The organism is Kitasatospora sp. GP82 (genome assembly GCF_029892105.1).
Lineage (GTDB): Bacteria > Actinomycetota > Actinomycetes > Streptomycetales > Streptomycetaceae > Kitasatospora.
Genome location: NZ_JARZAJ010000014.1, coordinates 33,295 through 50,776 on the forward strand (window position 1 = coordinate 33,295; position 17,482 = coordinate 50,776).

The window sequence follows — 17,482 nt, forward strand, 5'->3', positions numbered from 1 at the left end:
ACGGTGGCTCCCCATCCCTGCGCTGTCAAGACGCACCTTCTGGGCAGGTGGGGTTACGTGACCGAATGCCCTGGCCGGGAACGTGGACGGATCGCGCCGGGCGCGACCGGACGCCGAGCGTGCCTGGACACGAGCTGTCGGGCGTCGTTGCCGAACTCGGGTACGGCACCACCGGTCTCTCGGTGGGCCAGCGGGTGTTCGGGCTGGCCCACTGGACCCAGGACGGCTCGCTGGCCGAGTACACCGCGGTGGAGGCTCGCAATCTGGCCCCGCTTCCGGCGGACGTCGACCACACGGCGGCCGCCGCACTGCCGATCTCGGGGCTGACCGCCTGGCAGGCCCTGTTCGACCACGGCAGGCTTACCGCGGGGCAGACCGTCCTGGTCCACGGGGTCGCGGGCGGTGTGGGGTCGATCGCGGTGCAGCTCGCGCGTGAGGCGGGGGCGCGGGTGATCGGCACGGGCCGGGCCGGCGACCGGGGCACCGCTGTCGGGCTGGGCGTGGATGCCTTCGTGGATCTGCAGGCCGATCGGCTGGAGGGCGTCGGGGAGGTCGATCTGGTCCTCGACGTGATCGGCGGCGAGGTCCAGGAGCGCTCGGCCCCGTTGGTGCGGGCCGGGGGCACGCTGGTCACCATCGCCTCGCCGCCCGAGGTCCGTCCGCGGGACGGGCGGGCCGTCTTCTTCGTCGTCGAGCCCGATCGTGCCCGGCTCGCGGACCTGGTCCAGCGGCTCAGGGACGGACGGCTCAAGCCGATCGTCGGCGAGGTCAGGGCGCTGGCCGAGGCGCCCGCCGCGTTCGCCCCCGGCCGCCACGCCCGTGGCAAGACCATCATCCGGGTCATGGAGGGCGGATAACCGGCGGCAGAGCGCGCGGACGCCTGCCCCCCCAGGCCTCCTTCACGGCCCGAAGCCCGCGCCGTACTTGCGCTGCTATGCCCGGTTCATCATCCCGGGCCGCACTCGGCGGCCGCCGCGGTCGTCGGCGAGGTCCCGCTCAAGCGACTCAGGCACGCCATCGCCTGTTTTCCGACCGTCAGCGAGATCTGGCCCTTTTCCTCGCCGCCTGCCAACGCAACCGCACCTGAGCACTCTCTGTGCGGCTCCTACTCGACCGCCGTGTTCATAGGTGTTCGCTCGTGAAACACGGCGACGGTCGCCGGTCATGCTGCGGGTTCCATGTTTCATGAGTTGTTGCAAACGGCTGGACGGCTGAAACACCCTCATGAAACAGTCAGGGCTTTTCCTCGCCCCGGGCGTGGCCAGCGTGCCGGCCTAGCGGACCGCAGGGACGGACAGTCGAAGGCCAGCCCCCGCCACACGCGGGGGCTGGCCTTCGTCGTGCTCAGTGCGCCGCGCGCACCGCCGAGACCAGTCCGCCGGCGCCCTCGTCCTGCTGCGGCGGGGTGAGCACCGGACGGCCGTAGGCCTCGGCGCGCTCACGCAGGGTGAAGGTCTCCGCCTCCCAGCCGAGGCCGTCCAGCCAGCCGACCGGGTCCTCCGGCATCTCCCAGACCCACATCGACGCTGCCGATCCCGGAGCGGCGTCCCCGCGGAAGCGTTCGACCACACCGCGCGAGCCCAGTGTCAGGCCGATCCTGCTGCCTGCAGCGGACAGCGCGCCGACCCGTTCGAGCAGCGACTGCACCACGTCCTCGGGCAGATAGATCAGCAGTCCCTCGGCGATCCACACCGTCGGCTGCGCCGGATCGTGCCCGGCCGCGGCCAGGGCGCCGGGCCAGTCCTCGCGCAGGTCGACCGGGACGGTGATCCGCTCGCAGCGCGGAACGGCCCGCTCCTGACGCAGCACCGAGGCCTTGAAGCCCAGCGGTTCGGCTGTGTCGACCTCGAACAGCCGGGTCCCCGCAGGCCAGTCCATCCGGAAGGCCCTGCTGTCCATCCCGGCTCCGAGCAGCACGACCTGCCGGACGCCGGACGCGACCGCCCGGTCCAGCAGGTCGTCCAGGAACTTCGTCCGGATGACGATCGAGAAGGCCACACCGAGCCAGCGGCGCCGCGCCGCCTCGTCCGCGCGCGGGGGCGGCGGCGTCCCGGGGCCTCTCCCGCCGGCCGTGGCGAAGGCCAGCGCCAGCGGGTCCCGGAACAGCGGCTGCTCGCGTGCCGTCTCCATCGCCCTCACCCGGGCCACGCCCACGGCTGTGGCCCACACCCCGGACGGCTCGACCCGTCCCGCCGCATCAGTCATGCGTTCAGCCTAGCTAGGCCGCCGGGGCGTCACACCGGCGCGGTGGGAAACAGCGCTCCGGGGGCCAGGTCCAACCTGGTCGACCAGCGGTGAAACAAGGACGTGGCACGTTTCGCTCGTATTCCGGCCCCACCCCTACTCCGAGTCGGCCGCGTCGCTAGGGCTGCTGTCCTTGATCCCGAGCTTCGATTCTGCGGTCGTCCAGTCCGTGGCGATGGCCTGCTGCGCAGCAGCGAGGGTGGTCTTCCCCTTGCAGATCGCGGTGTGTAGGTGCGTCTCGACGCTGTCCTTGGGGTTGTTCGGGCCCTTGCCCGGAACATGACCCGGCGACGGCGGCTCCACCCACAGGTTCCGCGGGTCGTTCGGGTCACCGCCCAACTGCAAGCTGATCAGGTGGTCGTACTCACCATCACCCATCGGACCCGTGTACCCGTACGAGGCGGCGTTGGCCGTCTTCTCCTTTCCGGTGATGTTCACCGGCGGGCGGATCGTGGAGGTGTACCCGCCCGGCTTGCAGATCGTGTCCTTGATGTTGGCCTGGGTGACCGCCGGGCTGACCGCACCCGGCGTACAGGTCGGATCAGGCAGCGGCGGCACCGACGTCGTCGGCCGGTCTCCCGACCCGAGCGATGGGGGTATCCGGCCGGTCAACCGGGCAGACGGACGGTGCTGGAGGTGATTGTGATGATTGCGGCACTGGGCCGGTACCTCGCCCGTCTGTCGGCAGGTCCGCCTGTCCGTGCGGCTGAGCAGGCCGGGGCGGGGCCCGGAAGCAGTCGGCGGCTCCGGCCGAGGGCTGGACGGTGGCCGCGCGTGAGCATGCCGAGCAGGTGTTCGCCGTCACCCTCTTCGTCGCGCTGGACCACGGCTCGGCACTGCGCAGCCTCGAGGTGCGGCGGACAGAGTTCCTCCTCCCCGTCATGAGCGCTTCCGCAGGGGTGGTGGCGGACGTACTCGGGAGGCAGCAAGCCCGCAGGGCGGGCGCCGACGCACCCCGCCACGTCTCCGTCTGACGGTGCGCGAGGCAGCGGGAGCGGGCGGGGACGGCGAGTCGACCGGCCACCACGGAGACGAGCGCACGACCTGCCGTACCGGCCCGGTGGACCGCAGCCGGCCGACCGGCTGCGGTCGGGGAACCCCGATGCCCGGACTGTCGTACCCACCGGCTAGCTTCCGTTCAGACGAAGAGAAGTGAGGAGTCGGCACGTGGGGGACATCGAACGCACCGCGATCGCGGCCGCGTACCAACTGGCGGAGCCGTCGATGATCGGCGTGCTGATGGGGCGGTCGCGCGGCGGGACGGTGGAGCTGCTGCGTCACGAGTACGAGCTGCCGCGGCGCCTCACGGACGCGGTCATCGCCTCCGGCGACCAGGAGTTGCAGGTCGCGCTGGCAAGCAACCACTCGGGCGCGGCCGGCATGCGCAAGGCGCACCTGCGCCTGGCTCGGCTGGGCGACCCCGAGGTGGGGCGCGCACTGTACAAGGCGCAGTGGTGGGCCGACAGTTCGGACGAGATACGGGCCGCCGTGCTGGCCGGCGCCGATCCGGCGGACCCGGCGTGGCGGTCGCCGGGCGGGCTGGTCGACGAGGTGCTCGACGCGTCCGGTCGGAACGTCCGGCTGCCGGCGCTCCGGGCGCCGTTTCCCGAGCTGGTCGCATGCGCCCTGCACCAGCACGGCGAGATCCTGCCGCCGTCGATGGTGGTCGCGGCGTGCCGGGCCGTGCTCGTCCACGGTGGCCGGGACTCGCTCTCGGCGCTCGCCGATCTCGTCCCCGACTGGAACGAGTTGGGCCACCCGGGGCTGGCCGCACTGCTGCGCCGAGCCGTGGCCGACCCCGACCCGGCCGCCGTCCTGCACGGTGAGCCCTCGGCCACCGACGAGATCATGTACCTGGCACGCACGCACGCAGGCTGGAGGCTTCCCCAGGGCGTCCCGGTGGCCTGGGACGAGGTGTGCGCCGAGCACCGCCGCCGGCCCTTCTCACCTGACGCGATCATGGCTCTCAACCGGTTCCCCGGCTGCCCGCAGGACTTGGCCGTGGCGGGCTTCCGCGCCGACCCGGCCGGTACGATGGCGCGAGGCGGGGGGCCGCTGCCGCCGTCGGTGCTGATCGAACCCGACCTCGCCCTCGACCCCTACCTCGCCTCGTACCGCCTCAGTCAGGCCCTCCGAGGCGGCTTCGCCGAAGGCTGGCTGTCCGCCGGGTGGATGCTGGCCGAGGTCCGGCCCGCCGCTCTCGCACTGGAGTGCCTGCCGGAGGTCACGACGGCCGACGAGGGCGTGCGCAAGGCGGTCGGGGAGCTGGTCGCCCCGCTGGGCGCGGACCCGGCCGCCTGGATCGCCCTCTACCGCCTGGTCGGCCGGTTCCAGGGCCCGGCCGAGGCTCTGGTGGCGGCAGCCTGCGCCGAGGCCGAGCGCGGTGCGGCCGCGTCGTGGCCCCGCCCGCTCGCCGCCGCGTTCCCGTCCCGCGAGCCGGAGTCCGCCCGCAGGATCTTCCAGGTTCTCCTCGAGCACGCCGAGCAGCACGTGCAGGAGGCCCTGGTCCCGTACCTCGACGGCCGTGCGATCCAGCATCTGCTGGTCTTCGGGCACCCCTCGCGGCGGGTGCGCGACCGCATCACGGCTGTCCACGGCAGGCCGTCGCAGATCGGGCACGCCTCCCGCTGGGACCTGCCCGCCGAGGCGGTGGAGGAGCTGCTGGATCTGGACGACCCCGAGGTCAACGCGAAGCTCTACATCTACGGCGCGATCGCCCAGCAGGAGCGCATGCGGATACTCGCAGGCCGGGGCCGTCGGGGTGACAGTGTCCCGGTTGCCCCCGGGTTGCTCGACGACCTCCTCGAGGTCAAGGCGGCCCACCGCCGCGACTGGCTCACGGCCGGCCATCTCTCCGGGGACCCTCGGGTACTGAGGGTGACGCTCAGCAGGTGCAGGCTGCACACGGAGGGCGGCCGGCTGCGCACCCTGATCCGGCTGTGGGAACGGCACGGCCCGCAGGAGGTCGAGTCCTTCCTGGACGAGCAGCGGTTCCCCGGCCGCAGCAACCCCAAGCACCCGCTGCCCGCCACCACGCACAAGACCGTACGGCAGGCCCTGGCCGCGCCCGACGGGCTGGCTGTGCTCCGGTCCCGGCTCGCCGCGGAGGAGGCCCCCGAACGGCTGGTGGCACTGCTGCGCAAGGCAGCCGCCGGTTCCGTCGCCGACCGGGTACGGCACCTGGTGGCGGAGGGCACCGTCCTGCCCTGGCCGCAGCTGACGCAGGCTCACACCGCCGAACCGTTCTCGGCGAGCCTGCTCGCCGCCCTCGGTGCGGTGCGGGACTGCCCCCGGATCCTCCTCCTGGCGGCGCTGCGCGCGCAGGTGCTGCAACCTCGCGCCGAAGGCATGGACTGGCTGTCCCAGGCCCTGGACGACGGCCGGCTGACCACCGCCGACGTCCTCCAGCACGCCCGCCCGGCCCCCACCGTCCTTGCCTTCCTCACCGCAACGGACATCAACTACCGCCCGGCCGTCCCCCGTTGGCGGCCGCCCCACCGCGAGGCGGCCGAGCTGCTCCGGGAGCACCTGGGTGCCGACCCCGAGGCATGGGCAGCCGCCCTCCACCTGCTCCCGGGCTTCACCGGCTCACTCCCGGAGCTGCTCGCCACCACGGCGGCCGCCGGTGCCTGAACCGTCGCCCTCGGGTCATCGGGTCAGGCGGGGCGGTGATCGCGGGGAAGGCTCGTCAGGACGCTCAGCGCAAGAACGGCGACCGCGGCGGCGAAGACCGTTCCGGCGGTGCGCAGCCCGGTGTCCACGATGAGCACACCCACGCCGATCGCCGGCAGTGCCAGCATGACGTAGAGCACCGCGAACAGCGCCGAGAACGCCTGGCCGCGCACCGCTGCCTCGACCCGCCCGGTGATCAGCGCGATCCCGTCGCCGAGCGCGAGGCCGCCGGCGAGTCCGACGATCACCGCGGCGGCGACCAGCGGGGCGAGTGCCGCGGTGAGCATCGCGGCCGCGATCAGCGCGGCGGCGGCGACCAGTCCCAGGCAGGCGATCGGCAGCACCGCCCGGGGTGCCAGCACCCGGGCCAGGAGCTGGCCGGCGCCCGCGCCCAGGAAGGCGAGGGCCATCGTGGCCCCGGACAGTGCCGGGGTGTTCAGCTTCAGGACGGTGGCGAAGAAGAGGCCCGCGGTGGCGGTGAGAACACCGAGCACCGCGAAGCCCGCCCCCGCCGCGAGGGCGCAGCGGATGAACGGCGCGCGGATCCCGGCGGGGATCCTGGGCAGCGAGAGGGCGAACAGGTGCCCGCTCGTGCGGCGGGGGACGGTCTCCGGCACCCAGGCCAGGAGCAGCAGGGTGAGCACGACGAGGGCGGCGTCGACGTACCAGACCAGTCGCAGGGGTTCGGGGGCCCACTCCGCCATGATCCCGGCGAGCAGTGGGCCGCCGGCCAGGCCGCCCATATTGGCGGCCAGCGCGATCCGGCCCGCCCTGACCTGTTCGCCGGGCGCGGCGAGTTCCGTGAGGTGGGCGGTGGCCGCCCCGGTGACCAGGGCGGCGGAGAGCCCGGAGAGCACCCGGCCGAGAAGGAGGATCGCCAGGCTGTCCGCCGCCAGGAAGACGCTCGCGGCCGCACCGGCCAGCACCAGTGCGGCGGCGGTCACCGGTCGGCGGCCCAGCCGGTCGGAGAGCGAACCGAAGCAGAGCAGACCCGCGACGACGCCGAGCGCGTAGACCGCGAAGGCGACCGTGACCATCAGCGAGGAGAAGCCGAAGGCCTGCTCGTACCGGGGGTAGAGCGGGGTGGGGACGGTCGTGCCGACCATGGTTGCCCAGAAGGCGGCGGCTACGGCTGCGGTCGCCGCACCCCCGTGGATCCGGGGTCGGCGGGTGCGGAGGCGGGAGGTCGTGTTGTCGAACGTGGTCATCTGGTCTCCGGGGGACGGAGTGCCGCGTCGCGCGGACGAGGTGTCCCCGAGCCGGAACCCGAACGGCCCGCCACGCCCGGTAACGCCAATCCGTCTCGATCCGGCACGCCGCCCGAACCACGGAATTCCTCTCCGGACTCGCCCACTCGCCCAGTGTGGCACCTCGCGGAGGCCGTTGGCACCGGGTTCGGCACAAGCTCTGCCGTACCCGGTGCCGACGTGTGGGACTCGAACTGTCCGGCTGGGCCTGCCAGTAGCTTCCGTGCGAGCCGCCGCTGCCGAATCAACCCCCACCTCACCGAACCGCCCCCCACCGGCGGCGCCGGCAGGGTGCGGGGGACGGTGACGGTGCCGGTGGGGTCATCGGGTCATGCCCGGTGTGGATCCCGCTGTCGCGTGGGACTTTGGGGTGCCGGTGCTCAGGGGCACTGCTTCCAGGCGAGGTGGTAGGTGGTGTTGATGTTGCCGTCGGTGGAGTCCATGGTCATGAAGCTGGTGGTCCTGGTCGGGTCGGAGGTGCCCGCGCTCACCCGCAGCTCGGTGTTGATGTTGAAGTTGCGTTCCTCTCCGCAGGGTGCGAAGACGAGGGAGGCGACGTCGACCGAGTCGGTGGCCTGCCAGTTGTTGTCGAGTCCTCCGTTGAACTGGTGGCTGAGCGAGCTGGTCTGGGGGTCGCCCTGGAAGTAGTAGTTGGCCTTCTCGGTGCCGGTCGCGCCGGGCTCCAGGTGGGCGAAGCCGCGGTAGTCGGCGGAGGCGATGGCGTAGGTGAAGCCCTGGGGGACGTGGACGTTGAGGTCGAGCTGGCAGTTCTTGCGGAAGTCGGTCCGTTTGGCGCCGAGGCCGACCTGGGCGAGGTAGTTGCTGTAGGTCACGGTGAAGGCGGTGTTGTCCGGGGAGACGGCGACGGCGGCCGTCCCGGCGGGACAGCCGGAGCCGTTGACCGTTGCCACGTCGATCACGATCCTGTCCGGCGGCGGAGTCATCGACCAGGTGAAGCCCGTTGAGCCGAGCAGCGATACGGCGGCACCGGCGACGGCCAGGGCGCGTAACATCATGGCTCTTCCTTCCGCTCGTGCATGGATTTCGGGCGCACGGTGAGGATTTGAGGCGCCGAAATTTGGCGTGTCCATGGCACCATGGCTCGGCGTCGGCGTCCATAGGCGTGGCAGGACTGCACGGTGACGTTCCGTCAGTACGTCCCGAGGAACCGGTCGAGGACGCGTACGCCGAAGCCGAGCCCGGCCACCGGGACGCGTTCGTCGACGCCGTGGAACATGCGCTGGTAGTGCAGACCGGGATCGAGCAGCAGCGGCGCGAACCCGTAGCAGGCGATACCCAGGCGGGCGAAGGTCTTGGCGTCCGTTCCGCCGGACATCAGATACGGGACGGGATGCCCGGCAGGGTCCTCGGCCCGCAGTGCGGCGGTCATCGCCTCGAACGCCGGGCCGGAGTGGTCGCCGGACGGGGCCTCCTCCAGATTGATGAACTCCCGTACCACGCCGGGCCCGAGAAGGCGCTCCACCGTCGTCAGGTACTCCTCCCGGGTGCCGGGCAGGAAGCGGCCGTCCACCTGAGCATGCGCACTGCACGGCACGACGTTGACCTTGCGTCCGGCCTGCAGGACGGTGGGGGTCGCGGAGTTGCGGACGGTGGTGGCGAACAGCTCGCCGACCCGGCCCAGACGGACGGCCTCCGCCTCCAGTCGGTCGCGGTCGATGACGGTGCCGAGGATGCGTTCGAGCTCCGCGATCAGGGCCTCCACCGGCGGCGTCAGCCGGGTGGGCCAGGAGTGGGCGGCCAGCGCGGACAGGGCGTGGACGAGGGTGGAGACGGCATTGTCCGTGCCGCTCCTGGAGCCGTGCCCGGCGGTGCCGGTCGTGGTCAGGTTCATCCATGCGGTGCCGCGTTCGCCCACGGCGACCGGATAGACCCGCGCCCCGTCGCCGTCCGCTCCCGCCCCCGGGCGGGCCGGGACGGAGAACCCCCCGGACTCGCCGATCGCCTCGCGGCAGTCCGCGAAGTGCTCCCGATGGCGGGAGGCCACGAAGCGTGCGCCGAACTCACCGGTGGACTCCTCGTCCGCGAGGAAGGCGAGCACGATGTCCCGGCGTGGACGGCGACCCGTGCGGGCCCAGGAGCGGACGAGGGCGAGCGTCGTGGCGACGGCGCCCTTCATGTCCACCGCGCCCCTGCCCCACAGGCAGCCGTCATACAGGTCTCCGGAGAGCGGATGCCGGGACCAGTCGGCGGCATCGAAGGGAACGGTGTCCAGATGGCCGTGGACGAGCAGCGGCGCGCGGACGGGATCGGTGCCCGCGACGCGCGCGAGCACACTGGTCCGTCGCGGAGCGGCCTCCACGACCAGGGGCTCGATCCCGGCCTCCGCCAGCTGTGCCGCCACGTACTCCGCGGCAGGGCGTTCGCCCGGTCCCGTACCGTCGCCCGGGTTGGTGGTGTCGATGCGCAGCAGGTCCTGGCAGATGCGGACCGCCTCGGTGTCGGCCTGCCCGTCGGGCGGCTGAGGGGAGAGGGTCATCGGCTGTCCTTCCGGTCGCGGAGGCCGGCCGGCCGAAGTGCTCCTCGGCCGACGTGTCGGCAACGATGGTGCGGATCTCGAAGGTGGCGGCGGTCCGGGTTGCGCCGGGTGCCGTGCAGCCGACCGTACAGCGACGGGTCGGCTCGACCGCGCGGATCGCGGCGACGGTCCCGGCGAGGCGGGCGACACGGGTTGACGTGGCCGACGTGGGTGGCGTGGGCAGCCGGACTCGAAGCGGTGCGGTTCCGATGGCCGGGCGGGCGTCACCGCCCGTTGCCCGTGGGCGGGAGCATCGTTGACAGAGCGTGCATGAACGAGAGGCAGCCACCGGCAGCGACCGAACCGCCCCGGCGGGCAGCCCGGTCTCGAAAGCCCGGGCCGTGCAGGCCGGACCAGTGGACGACATGACGGCCCGTCCGTACATCGGGATCAGGGTTCCATCGTGGTGACAAAAACCGAATGACGCGGTGATCGGGTGGCTGAAAAACTTGCTGGGAGAGGCGACAGTTCGGGCATCGTGCCCGCTTCCGCTGGACCAGGAACCTCCCCGTCGGCGGACACGCCGGCAAGGACAACCGGATCACCGGCGCACGTGCCCTGTTCGTATGCAAGAGCCCGGGCTGCGGCCGGACCGGCCTCCGGCCCGGACCACCGGAACGGGTATCCGATTAGGTCGTTTATGGCACGTTATGTTCGTGAATATGGCGATCTGTCAGTTCCCCTGCCCGCAGTGTGATGTGCGCTATAGGGGCTTGTGTCCTCCGGGTCGATCTGCCTAGCGTTCGGTCTGTTCGCATCTGCGGACCCTGCTGCCGGACGCCGAGTCCTGTCCACCGGTCGGCGGGACGCCGAACAGTGCACTGGGCAGGAGCGGGGGAACCAGGTGGTTGCCGTACCCCGCTCTGCCCTCCTACGGGCTTGCCGGGGCTGCGGCTTGGGGTGAAGCCGTCCTTCTGGGCGGCCGGGCTACCTCACGGCCCGAACCCGACAGCTCACCTCGTAGGCGTCGCAGAGGAACGTCCTATGCCGAGTTCAAGTACCGGCCGCCATCGCCGTCCGCGCCGGAAGTACGCCCCGCGCCTTGCCGCTACCGCGGGGGTCGCCGGCGCCGGGCTCATGCTGCCGCTGGTGAGCGCGAGCGGAGCCTCCGCGGCTCCCGGCGCCCACTCGTACGGTTCCCACGCGCAGTGGCGGGAGCACCACTGGGACCACCAGCACCACCACCAGGACGACTCCCACGAGGTCACGCCGGCCGGAGCGTCCCATGCGCCTTCGTCCCCGTCGGCGTCCGCCACCCACGCCCACGCCCCCGCCCCCACGCGCCCGGCGGCCGGCTCCCACAGCGCACATCCTGTGGCCACGCCGACCAGGGCGTCCTCGCCCTCGGCCGCCCCGTCCCACGCTCCGGCCCCCTCGCACGCGTCCGCCCCCGCTCCGGCTCCGGCTCCGGCTCCCGCGACCGCGCAACCCAGTAGCGACTCGGACGCCGTGCAGCAGGTGCTCGCCCTGATCAACCAGGCGCGGGCCGCCCAGGGCCTGCCCGCCTACACCATCACGACGGGGCTGACCCACAGCGCCGAGGCCCACAACCAGCTGATGGCCGGCGGGTGCGGCATGTCCCACCAGTGCCCGGGCGAGGCCGAGTTGGGGGACCGCGAAACGGCTCAGGGCATCCAGTGGAACGCCGTCGGGGAGAACATAGGCGAGGGCGGCCCGGTCGCCTCCGCCACCCAGGACATCGCCTCCATGGCCGTCAGCCTGACGCAGGACATGCTGAACGAGACGCCGCCGGACGACGGCCACCGCAAGAACATCCTCAGCTCGGAGTTCACCCACATAGGCATCGCCGTCCACCGGGACAGCCAGGGAACCGTCTGGCTCACCCAGGACTTCTCCAACTGAGCCGTGCCCTGCGGCTGTGACCCGGGCGCCTCGGACCGGCACCGCGAACGGCGTTGCCCGGCAGCCTGCCGGGACGCGCCGGGAGCCCGGTGAAAGTCCGTGAGCGCGTGGGACGAGTGTGCGCGGACGAGTGTGCGTGACATCCGCTCCCACCCGGCCTCGCTCCTCGGAGCCGACGCAGGGTGGGAGCGGATCTTGCCGGCCGGACCGGGTTTCAAGGCCGGCGACAGCCGGGCCCGTCCGCCGGTGGGTCCTCGGCAGGCCGGGTCCACAGGGCGGCCCCCACGCCGAAGGCGGCGACGGCCACCCCGAGCACCGCGAGCGGACGCGCCCAGTCGACGGCTCCGGTCGGTACGAGGGCGGCCGAAAGTACCAGGCCGGCCGCGGCGAAGGCGGCAAACGCGGGCAGCGGGCCGCTCGGACTGCGGCCGGGTCCTGACCTGTCGACGAACAGCAGGTAGCCGACCAGGAGGGCGGTGACGGCGGCTGCCAGCCAGGCCGGGGGTGTGTTGAGAGCGGCGAGAACCACGCAGCCGGCGGCGAGCACGGTGTTGCGGTGCCGGGCCAGCCGGGCGAGCCAGGTGGACCACCGGTCGAACCGGGAGCGGGTGGGCGGCGGAGCGGCCCACCACGCGAAGCCGGCCGCGGCGAGCGGCAGTACGACGTCGGTGAGGAGACTGTCCCCGGCGCCCGGCCTGACCTTGTGCCCGCCGGGGTTGCAGGCGGTGACGGCCAGCGCGACGCCCAGGCAGCGCGCGGCGGAGCGCTCCAGTCCTCGGGGTCTCGTCCCGGCGCCGCCGCCGGACATGGGACCGGAACCGGCAGTGCGGGCCGTACCGCCGACGGCCTCCGACAGGGGACGGGTGTCGCTCATCGGGTCCTCCCGTGGATCCGGCTGCGCAGTAGCGGGGCGAGCGCCAGGTCGAGGGCCTCGCCCGGGGTGTGACGGACCAGCGGGATGCCCCGGTTCTGCAGCGCGAAGCGCATCGCCCGCCGGTCCGCGCGCCACAGCCGCAGCGCCAGCCGGCCGGTGCGGTCGTCCGGTTCGACCTGGGGTTCGCCGGTCGGGATCTCCACCACGACCAGTGGGTTGCCGCGGTCGACCAGGTGGCTCAGCACGTCCAGGATGCGCTGGTCGGCGAGCGGCGTGAACACGTACACCACCGCGTGCCCGGGCAGTGCGGGCGGCGGCAGCCGGTGCAGCTCGGGGGTGGCGTAGCCGAGGTCCTTGCGGACGTCGAGCACGCTCTCCACGATCCGGTAGAACTGCCGGTCCCCGGTGCCCGCCCGGAGCCAGCGCAGTGTGCCGCCGACCGAGACGAGACCGACCCGGTCGTGTCGGCGCAGATAGGCGCGGGTGAGCCCGGCGGCGGCGCGCAGCGTCTCGTCCAGGGTGGACACTCCGCTCACCGGGTCGCGGAAGTCGTGCAGTGCGTCCAGCAGGACGACGGTGTCGGCTGCCCGCTCGGCGGCGAACTGGTTGACCTGGACGGCGCCCCGACGGGTGGTCGAAGGCCAGTGGATGCGCCGCTGACGCTCTCCCCAGACGTACGGGCGCACGCCGACGACCTCCACGCCCTCGCCGTTCTGCCGGGTGGTGTGCTCGCCGAGCCGCTCGGGCAGCCGGACCGGGATCGGGGTGAGCCCGGAGCGGGTCGGCACCGGGAAGACCTCCACCTCGCCGAGGTCGATCCGGACGGTGCGCCGGGCCAGGCCCCCGGCGTCGTAGACGTCCAGGTCCACGGTGCCCAGTGTCCAGCGGCCCCAGCGGGTGACCAGCAGCACCAGGTCGACCGTCGGTCCTGTGGTCTCCAGCGACTCCGGCTCCACCCCGGGGCCCGGGGTCAGCGCGGGGTCGAGCAGGCCGATCTCGCCGTCGTGGCTGAGCGTGATCCGGGCCGTCATCCGCTCGCCCTCGAAGCAGCGGCGCGGTCCGGTGGTGAGCCGGACGGACAGCTGGTGCGGGCGGCCCCGACCGGGCGTGGCCAGGGCCAGCAGCACGGCAGGACCGGCCGCCAGCGCGAACAGCCAGGGCCGGCCGGTGACCAGCGCGGCCACCGCCGCGACGGTGGCCACGGTGAGCAGGCGAAGGGCGCGCTCTCCGGTACGCCAGTCCGGCGGTGGTGTCCGGGGTTCCCCGGCGCCCACCTCGACGGGGCGGTCGGTGGGCTGCCCCGGTGACCTCGGCCGGCGCGGCTGATCGGCACTCGGCTCGGCGGTCACCGCTGCTCGGCCCGCTGTCCGCCCGATCGGGGCAGTGTCCGGGGAGTGGGCACCGACTCCACCAACCGGGCCAGCACATCGTCGGTTTCGATCTGGCGGACCCACAACTCCGGCTTGAGGGTGACCCGGTGGGCCAGCGCGGGGACGGCAACCGCCTTGACGTCCTCCGGGGTCAGGAAGTCGCGGCCGTCCAGCACCGCACGGGCGCGGGCGAGTTGGACCAGTGCCAGGCCTCCGCGGGGTGAGGCGCCGACCTGGATCTGCGGGTCGTTCCGGGTGGCATCGACCAGCGCGATGATGTACTCGACCAGGTCGTCCTCGACCTCGACCTGCTCCAGGCCGGCCCGCATGGCGAGCAGTTCGGCGGGGCTGCTCAGGGTCTGCAGTACCGCCTCGGGGGCGGCCCGGTCGATCCGGGCCCGGAGCATCGAGGCCTCGAGTCCGGTGGGCAGGTAGCCCATCCGGACCCGGAGCAGGAAGCGGTCGAGCTGGGCCTCGGGCAGCGTGTAGGTGCCCTCGTACTCGATCGGGTTGGCGGTCGCGATCACCATGAACGGCTGCGGCAGCCGCCGAGTGGTGCCGTCGACGGAGACCTGCGACTCGGCCATCGCCTCCAGCAGCGCGGCCTGGGTCTTGGGCGGAGTGCGGTTGATCTCGTCGGCGAGCAGCAGCTGGGTGAAGAGAGGTCCCGGGCGGAACACCATCTCGCCGCTGCGCTGGTCGTAGAAGGGCGCGCCGGAGACGTCGGAGGGCAGCAGGTCGGGGGTGAACTGGATGCGCCGGAAGTCCAGGCCCAGGGTGGTCGCGAAGGAGCGGGCCAGCAGGGTCTTGCCGAGGCCCGGCAGGTCCTCGATCAGCACATGGCCGCCGGCCAGCACGCCGAGCATCACCAGGTCGAGCGCCTCGGGTTTGCCGACCACGGCCCGCCCGATCTCGTCGAGCACCTCACGGGCGCGCTTGCCGGCCTGCTGCGGGGTCAGGGCAGCCGGAGCGTCGGTGGCCTGGTGGATGGTCATGGTTCTCCTGGGAAGCGAACGGGAAACGAACGTGAGGAACGAGTGGTGAAAGGCGAAGCCGGAAGGGGCCGGGAAGGCGGGCGGCGCGTCGGACTACAGCGCGTCGAGCCGCTCGACCAGGGCGGTGAGCACCGGCTCCGGGACGGTGTCCTGCGGGGCGGACCGCTCGGGATCGAGCCAGGGCCAGAGCTCCGGGCCGACCAGCGCGGCGGCCCGGTCCGGTTCGGTGAACAGGGAGACGCCGTGGGACTCGGAGAGCCGGGAGGCGAAGAGCCGCTGGAGATGCGGACGCAGTGGGTGGGCGTAGCCGGCCTGGTCGAGTCCGCTGCGGACCGTCCAGTACCAGTCGCCGAGCCCCGGCTCCCGGCTGTCCATCAGCCGCGGCCTGCGGCGCAGGCCGCTGTTCTCGGAGCCGGCGCCGCCCACGTACCGGGCGGTGAGCAGCGCCGTGGCGGTCAGCAGCACGGCTCCGCCGCCGACCGCGGGCACGCCGCCGACCAGGGCGAACAGGATTTCGGCGGCAACGGCGGTGCCCCCCAACCCGATCAGGGTGTGCCGGACCGAGCCAGGCTCGACGCGGTCGCGGGCCGTGGCGGGGCCGATGGCGGCCGCCGAGGCGGCGGCAGAGGGGGCGGCAGCAGCGGTGGTGGCGCGTTCGGTGGCCATCAGCGGTCCTGGGCCCGGTCGGCGAAGTCGGCGGTGGTGTCGGCGTTCTGGGCCGCTGCCTCGGCACGCTCGGCCAGCCGGGCCGCGATCGCGTCGAGCGCTGCCCTGGCCTTCTGCACCTGGGTGTCGTCCATCGGGTGGCTGGAGTACCGGGCCTCCCGGAACAGGCCGGTGAGGGCGCGGGCGTGGACGCCCGGTACGGCGCCGTCGGCCACCGCGCGCTCCAGCAGATCGGTCGGACTGTCGGAGATCCGCCGGGTGACCCCGGACGCGCCCAGCGAGCGTTCCATCGCGGCGTAGCAGGCGATCACCGCCGTCCGCGCGTCGTCGCCCCGCAGGGCCCGCAGGCCGGACTCCACAGCCTCGGCCAGCGCCTCTTCGGCCGTCGCGGTGTCAGATGACGCCGTGACCGCCGGACGCCGCCGTGCGGACCGCATCCGCAGCCACACCAGAACCGCCCCGACCACCGCAACGACGACCAGGGCGGCGACCCCGAAGTGGGCGAAGGAGGAGGCCGGCTCCGAGCGCTGCGGGCTCTCGCCGGGCATCGGAACGACCTGCTGGATCGGCTGGCCGGGGTTGGGCGAGGGCGACTGGCTGGGGGGCGGTGGATCGACCTCCGGAAGCGGACCGGTGCTGGTCTGGCTGTAGAAGACGAACATCAGCAGCGGTACCGCGAACGCCCCGCCGGTCAGCAGAACGGCGGCGGCCGAGCGCAGCCGCTCGGCCCGGGGGCTCGGTCCGACGAGTCGGTCGGCCGCCTCGCGGTAGCGAGCGGCGAAGCGAGCGGCGCCGGCCAGCCAGCCGACGGCCAGCAGCCCGACGAGGCCGAGAGTGCTGATCGGCGGGGTGGTGCTGCCGGTCAGCAGGCCGCGCTGGGGCCGGAGCACCAGCGCGGCCAGCAGCAGGCCGCTCACGGTGACCAGAGCGGGCACCATCCGTCCGGCCCGGGGCGGCGGGACCGGTCCCCTCGGCCGGTCCTCTCGGCCCCTTCGACCGGCGGCCGACAAGTCCCCGCGCACGGCGGCGGTCCGTTGCCGACCCGCCGGTTGCCGTGGTTCCGTCATGCAGTTGCCCCCAGACGCACGAATGTGCGGCAGACCGCACATTCGTGCAGCTTCGCACAGCATCTGTCGCCTTGTCAGCCCGGGTCCTGCCGCTCCCGAGAAGGTGCTCGGCACCCCACCGACCCGCTGTCCGAAGTGGTTTGACACACCGACAGCACCGACACCCCGCCGTCGGCGGGGGAGCAGGCCGACAGCCGGGTGAACGACTCGACCGCCACGAAGAGCGGACTGGGTCGGATATCGACCGCCACCAACTCGCCGACGAGGACACAGATTTACCCGGTTCGAGTGAGGGCGGTCGGGACACGCCGAGCGACACCGTGAGCCGCTGCCAGGATCGTTGGCGCACCGGCACCCGATCGTCTCGGGTGCGCTTCACCCAGCGCGCTCGCCACCTCCGTACGCCCACCGGCGATTCCGGCGACCGGGGCGACTTAGTGGCCTTCGTGGACGAGGCCAGCGGCTTCGCGATGCGGCGCGGCAACGTCGAGCCGAGCGCGCCGAGGACCATCGAGGTACGGAACGTCTCCTACACCTACCACCGGACCGCCCTCAACCCCGGCCTGCTGATCCTCGACGAACCCACGTCGGACCTCGACCCCCGTGCCGAGCACCGCATCTTCCACAACCTCCGCGTGATGGCGAAGGGCCGTGCCGTCCTCCTCGTCACCCACAACATCGCCAACACCGCTCTCGCGGACCGGGTGATCGTGATGGAGGGCGGCAGCATCCTCCAGCGCGGGACCTGGGCCTCGCTGCAGAAGGAGCCGGGCCTGTTCCGGGAACTCCTCGAACTCCAGCGGGACCGGAGGATGCCCGGCCAACGCCCCGCCACCTCATGACCTTCCCGTGACCCCTTGAGCCGAGCGCCGGTCCGCACACGGGCAGCCAGGCCGGCGCTCCCACTCGGAGTGTCCGCCAGTAGGCAGTTACGGGAGTCGGTTGCAC

Annotated in this window: 14 protein-coding genes, 2 pseudogenes and 1 riboswitch; of the genes and pseudogenes, 6 read left to right on the forward strand and 10 right to left on the reverse strand. The window is 72.9% G+C overall.

Annotated elements, in window-relative coordinates:
• Positions 1–17: 17 nt before the first annotated feature.
• Both P3T39_RS16455 and P3T39_RS16460 read left to right on the forward strand, forming a co-directional pair.
• Positions 18–857, forward strand: coding sequence for an NADP-dependent oxidoreductase (locus tag P3T39_RS16455; protein WP_280698565.1), 840 nt, complete (start codon positions 18–20; stop codon positions 855–857).
• Between the two features lie 102 nt (positions 858–959).
• Positions 960–1,142, forward strand: a pseudogene (locus tag P3T39_RS16460) (hypothetical protein); the annotation flags it as partial.
• A 202-nt stretch (positions 1,143–1,344) separates the two neighbouring features.
• Here the strand turns inward: P3T39_RS16460 and P3T39_RS16465 are convergent.
• Positions 1,345–2,205, reverse strand: a complete 861-nt coding sequence (locus P3T39_RS16465) for a class I SAM-dependent methyltransferase (RefSeq protein ID WP_280698411.1) — start codon at positions 2,203–2,205, stop codon at positions 1,345–1,347.
• Positions 2,206–2,340: 135 nt separating this feature from the next.
• A pseudogene (locus tag P3T39_RS16470) lies at positions 2,341–2,796 on the reverse strand (hypothetical protein); the annotation flags it as partial.
• A 212-nt stretch (positions 2,797–3,008) separates the two neighbouring features.
• Between P3T39_RS16470 and P3T39_RS16475 the strand changes: the two are divergent.
• Together P3T39_RS16475 and P3T39_RS16480 are read left to right on the forward strand one after the other, a co-directional pair.
• Positions 3,009–3,218: a hypothetical protein gene (locus P3T39_RS16475; protein ID WP_280698412.1), complete on the forward strand. Its 210-nt coding sequence runs from the start codon at positions 3,009–3,011 to the stop codon at positions 3,216–3,218.
• A 193-nt stretch (positions 3,219–3,411) separates the two neighbouring features.
• Positions 3,412–5,877, forward strand: coding sequence for a hypothetical protein (locus P3T39_RS16480; RefSeq protein WP_280698413.1), 2,466 nt, complete (start codon positions 3,412–3,414; stop codon positions 5,875–5,877).
• A 23-nt stretch (positions 5,878–5,900) separates the two neighbouring features.
• Here the strand turns inward: P3T39_RS16480 and P3T39_RS16485 are convergent, their stop codons facing one another.
• From P3T39_RS16485 to P3T39_RS16495, 3 genes are all read right to left on the reverse strand, one after another.
• The gene (locus P3T39_RS16485; protein WP_280698414.1) at positions 5,901–7,124 is read right to left on the reverse strand and encodes an MFS transporter; all 1,224 of its coding nucleotides are present in this window, start codon (positions 7,122–7,124) and stop codon (positions 5,901–5,903) included.
• Between the two features lie 419 nt (positions 7,125–7,543).
• Positions 7,544–8,176, reverse strand: a complete 633-nt coding sequence (locus P3T39_RS16490; protein ID WP_280698566.1) for a DUF4360 domain-containing protein — start codon at positions 8,174–8,176, stop codon at positions 7,544–7,546.
• 137 nt (positions 8,177–8,313) lie between these two features.
• Positions 8,314–9,660 (reverse strand): M20/M25/M40 family metallo-hydrolase, encoded by a 1,347-nt coding sequence (locus tag P3T39_RS16495; protein WP_280698415.1) that lies wholly within the window; start codon positions 9,658–9,660, stop codon positions 8,314–8,316.
• A gap of 836 nt (positions 9,661–10,496) precedes the next feature.
• Positions 10,497–10,681, forward strand: a riboswitch (cyclic di-AMP (ydaO/yuaA leader).
• A 2-nt stretch (positions 10,682–10,683) separates the two neighbouring features.
• Between P3T39_RS16495 and P3T39_RS16500 the strand changes: the two genes are divergently transcribed.
• Positions 10,684–11,562, forward strand: coding sequence for a CAP domain-containing protein (locus tag P3T39_RS16500; RefSeq protein ID WP_280698416.1), 879 nt, complete (start codon positions 10,684–10,686; stop codon positions 11,560–11,562).
• A gap of 214 nt (positions 11,563–11,776) precedes the next feature.
• Here P3T39_RS16500 and P3T39_RS16505 read toward each other — a convergent pair whose 3' ends face one another.
• The 5 genes from P3T39_RS16505 to P3T39_RS16525 form a co-directional block, all read right to left on the reverse strand.
• Positions 11,777–12,436 carry a hypothetical protein gene (locus P3T39_RS16505; RefSeq protein ID WP_280698417.1) on the reverse strand — a complete coding sequence of 220 codons (660 nt, stop codon included), beginning with the start codon at positions 12,434–12,436 and terminating at the stop codon, positions 11,777–11,779.
• Entirely contained in the window at positions 12,433–13,638 is a 1,206-nt protein-coding gene (locus tag P3T39_RS16510) for a DUF58 domain-containing protein (protein WP_280698418.1), read from the reverse strand. Before P3T39_RS16510 ends, P3T39_RS16505 begins: the two co-directional genes overlap by 4 nt.
• Positions 13,639–13,781: 143 nt before the next feature.
• Entirely contained in the window at positions 13,782–14,801 is a 1,020-nt protein-coding gene (locus P3T39_RS16515) for a MoxR family ATPase (RefSeq protein WP_280698419.1), read from the reverse strand.
• Between the two features lie 93 nt (positions 14,802–14,894).
• Positions 14,895–15,467, reverse strand: coding sequence for a hypothetical protein (locus tag P3T39_RS16520; RefSeq protein WP_280698420.1), 573 nt, complete (start codon positions 15,465–15,467; stop codon positions 14,895–14,897).
• Positions 15,467–16,405: a DUF4129 domain-containing protein gene (locus P3T39_RS16525; protein ID WP_280698421.1), complete on the reverse strand. Its 939-nt coding sequence runs from the start codon at positions 16,403–16,405 to the stop codon at positions 15,467–15,469. The genes P3T39_RS16520 and P3T39_RS16525 overlap by 1 nt, the downstream gene beginning before the upstream one ends.
• Positions 16,406–16,902: 497 nt before the next feature.
• Between P3T39_RS16525 and P3T39_RS37570 the strand changes: the two genes are divergently transcribed.
• Entirely contained in the window at positions 16,903–17,376 is a 474-nt protein-coding gene (locus P3T39_RS37570) for a hypothetical protein (RefSeq protein WP_348534353.1), read from the forward strand.
• The last annotated feature ends 106 nt before the right edge of the window (positions 17,377–17,482 follow it).

Excerpts from the sequence above, each read along its gene's own strand:
- P3T39_RS16465 (WP_280698411.1), bottom strand. The coding sequence starts at position 2,205 with ATGACTGATGCGGCGGGACGGGTCGAGCCGTCCGGGGTGTGGGCCACA.
- P3T39_RS16485 (WP_280698414.1), bottom strand. The coding sequence starts at position 7,124 with ATGACCACGTTCGACAACACGACCTCCCGCCTCCGCACCCGCCGACCC.
- P3T39_RS16490 (WP_280698566.1), bottom strand. The coding sequence starts at position 8,176 with ATGTTACGCGCCCTGGCCGTCGCCGGTGCCGCCGTATCGCTGCTCGGC.
- P3T39_RS16495 (WP_280698415.1), bottom strand. The coding sequence starts at position 9,660 with ATGACCCTCTCCCCTCAGCCGCCCGACGGGCAGGCCGACACCGAGGCG.
- P3T39_RS16500 (WP_280698416.1), top strand. The coding sequence starts at position 10,684 with ATGCCGAGTTCAAGTACCGGCCGCCATCGCCGTCCGCGCCGGAAGTAC.
- P3T39_RS16505 (WP_280698417.1), bottom strand. The coding sequence starts at position 12,436 with ATGAGCGACACCCGTCCCCTGTCGGAGGCCGTCGGCGGTACGGCCCGC.
- P3T39_RS16515 (WP_280698419.1), bottom strand. The coding sequence starts at position 14,801 with ATGACCATCCACCAGGCCACCGACGCTCCGGCTGCCCTGACCCCGCAG.
- P3T39_RS16520 (WP_280698420.1), bottom strand. The coding sequence starts at position 15,467 with ATGGCCACCGAACGCGCCACCACCGCTGCTGCCGCCCCCTCTGCCGCC.
- P3T39_RS16525 (WP_280698421.1), bottom strand. The coding sequence starts at position 16,405 with ATGGTGCCCGCTCTGGTCACCGTGAGCGGCCTGCTGCTGGCCGCGCTG.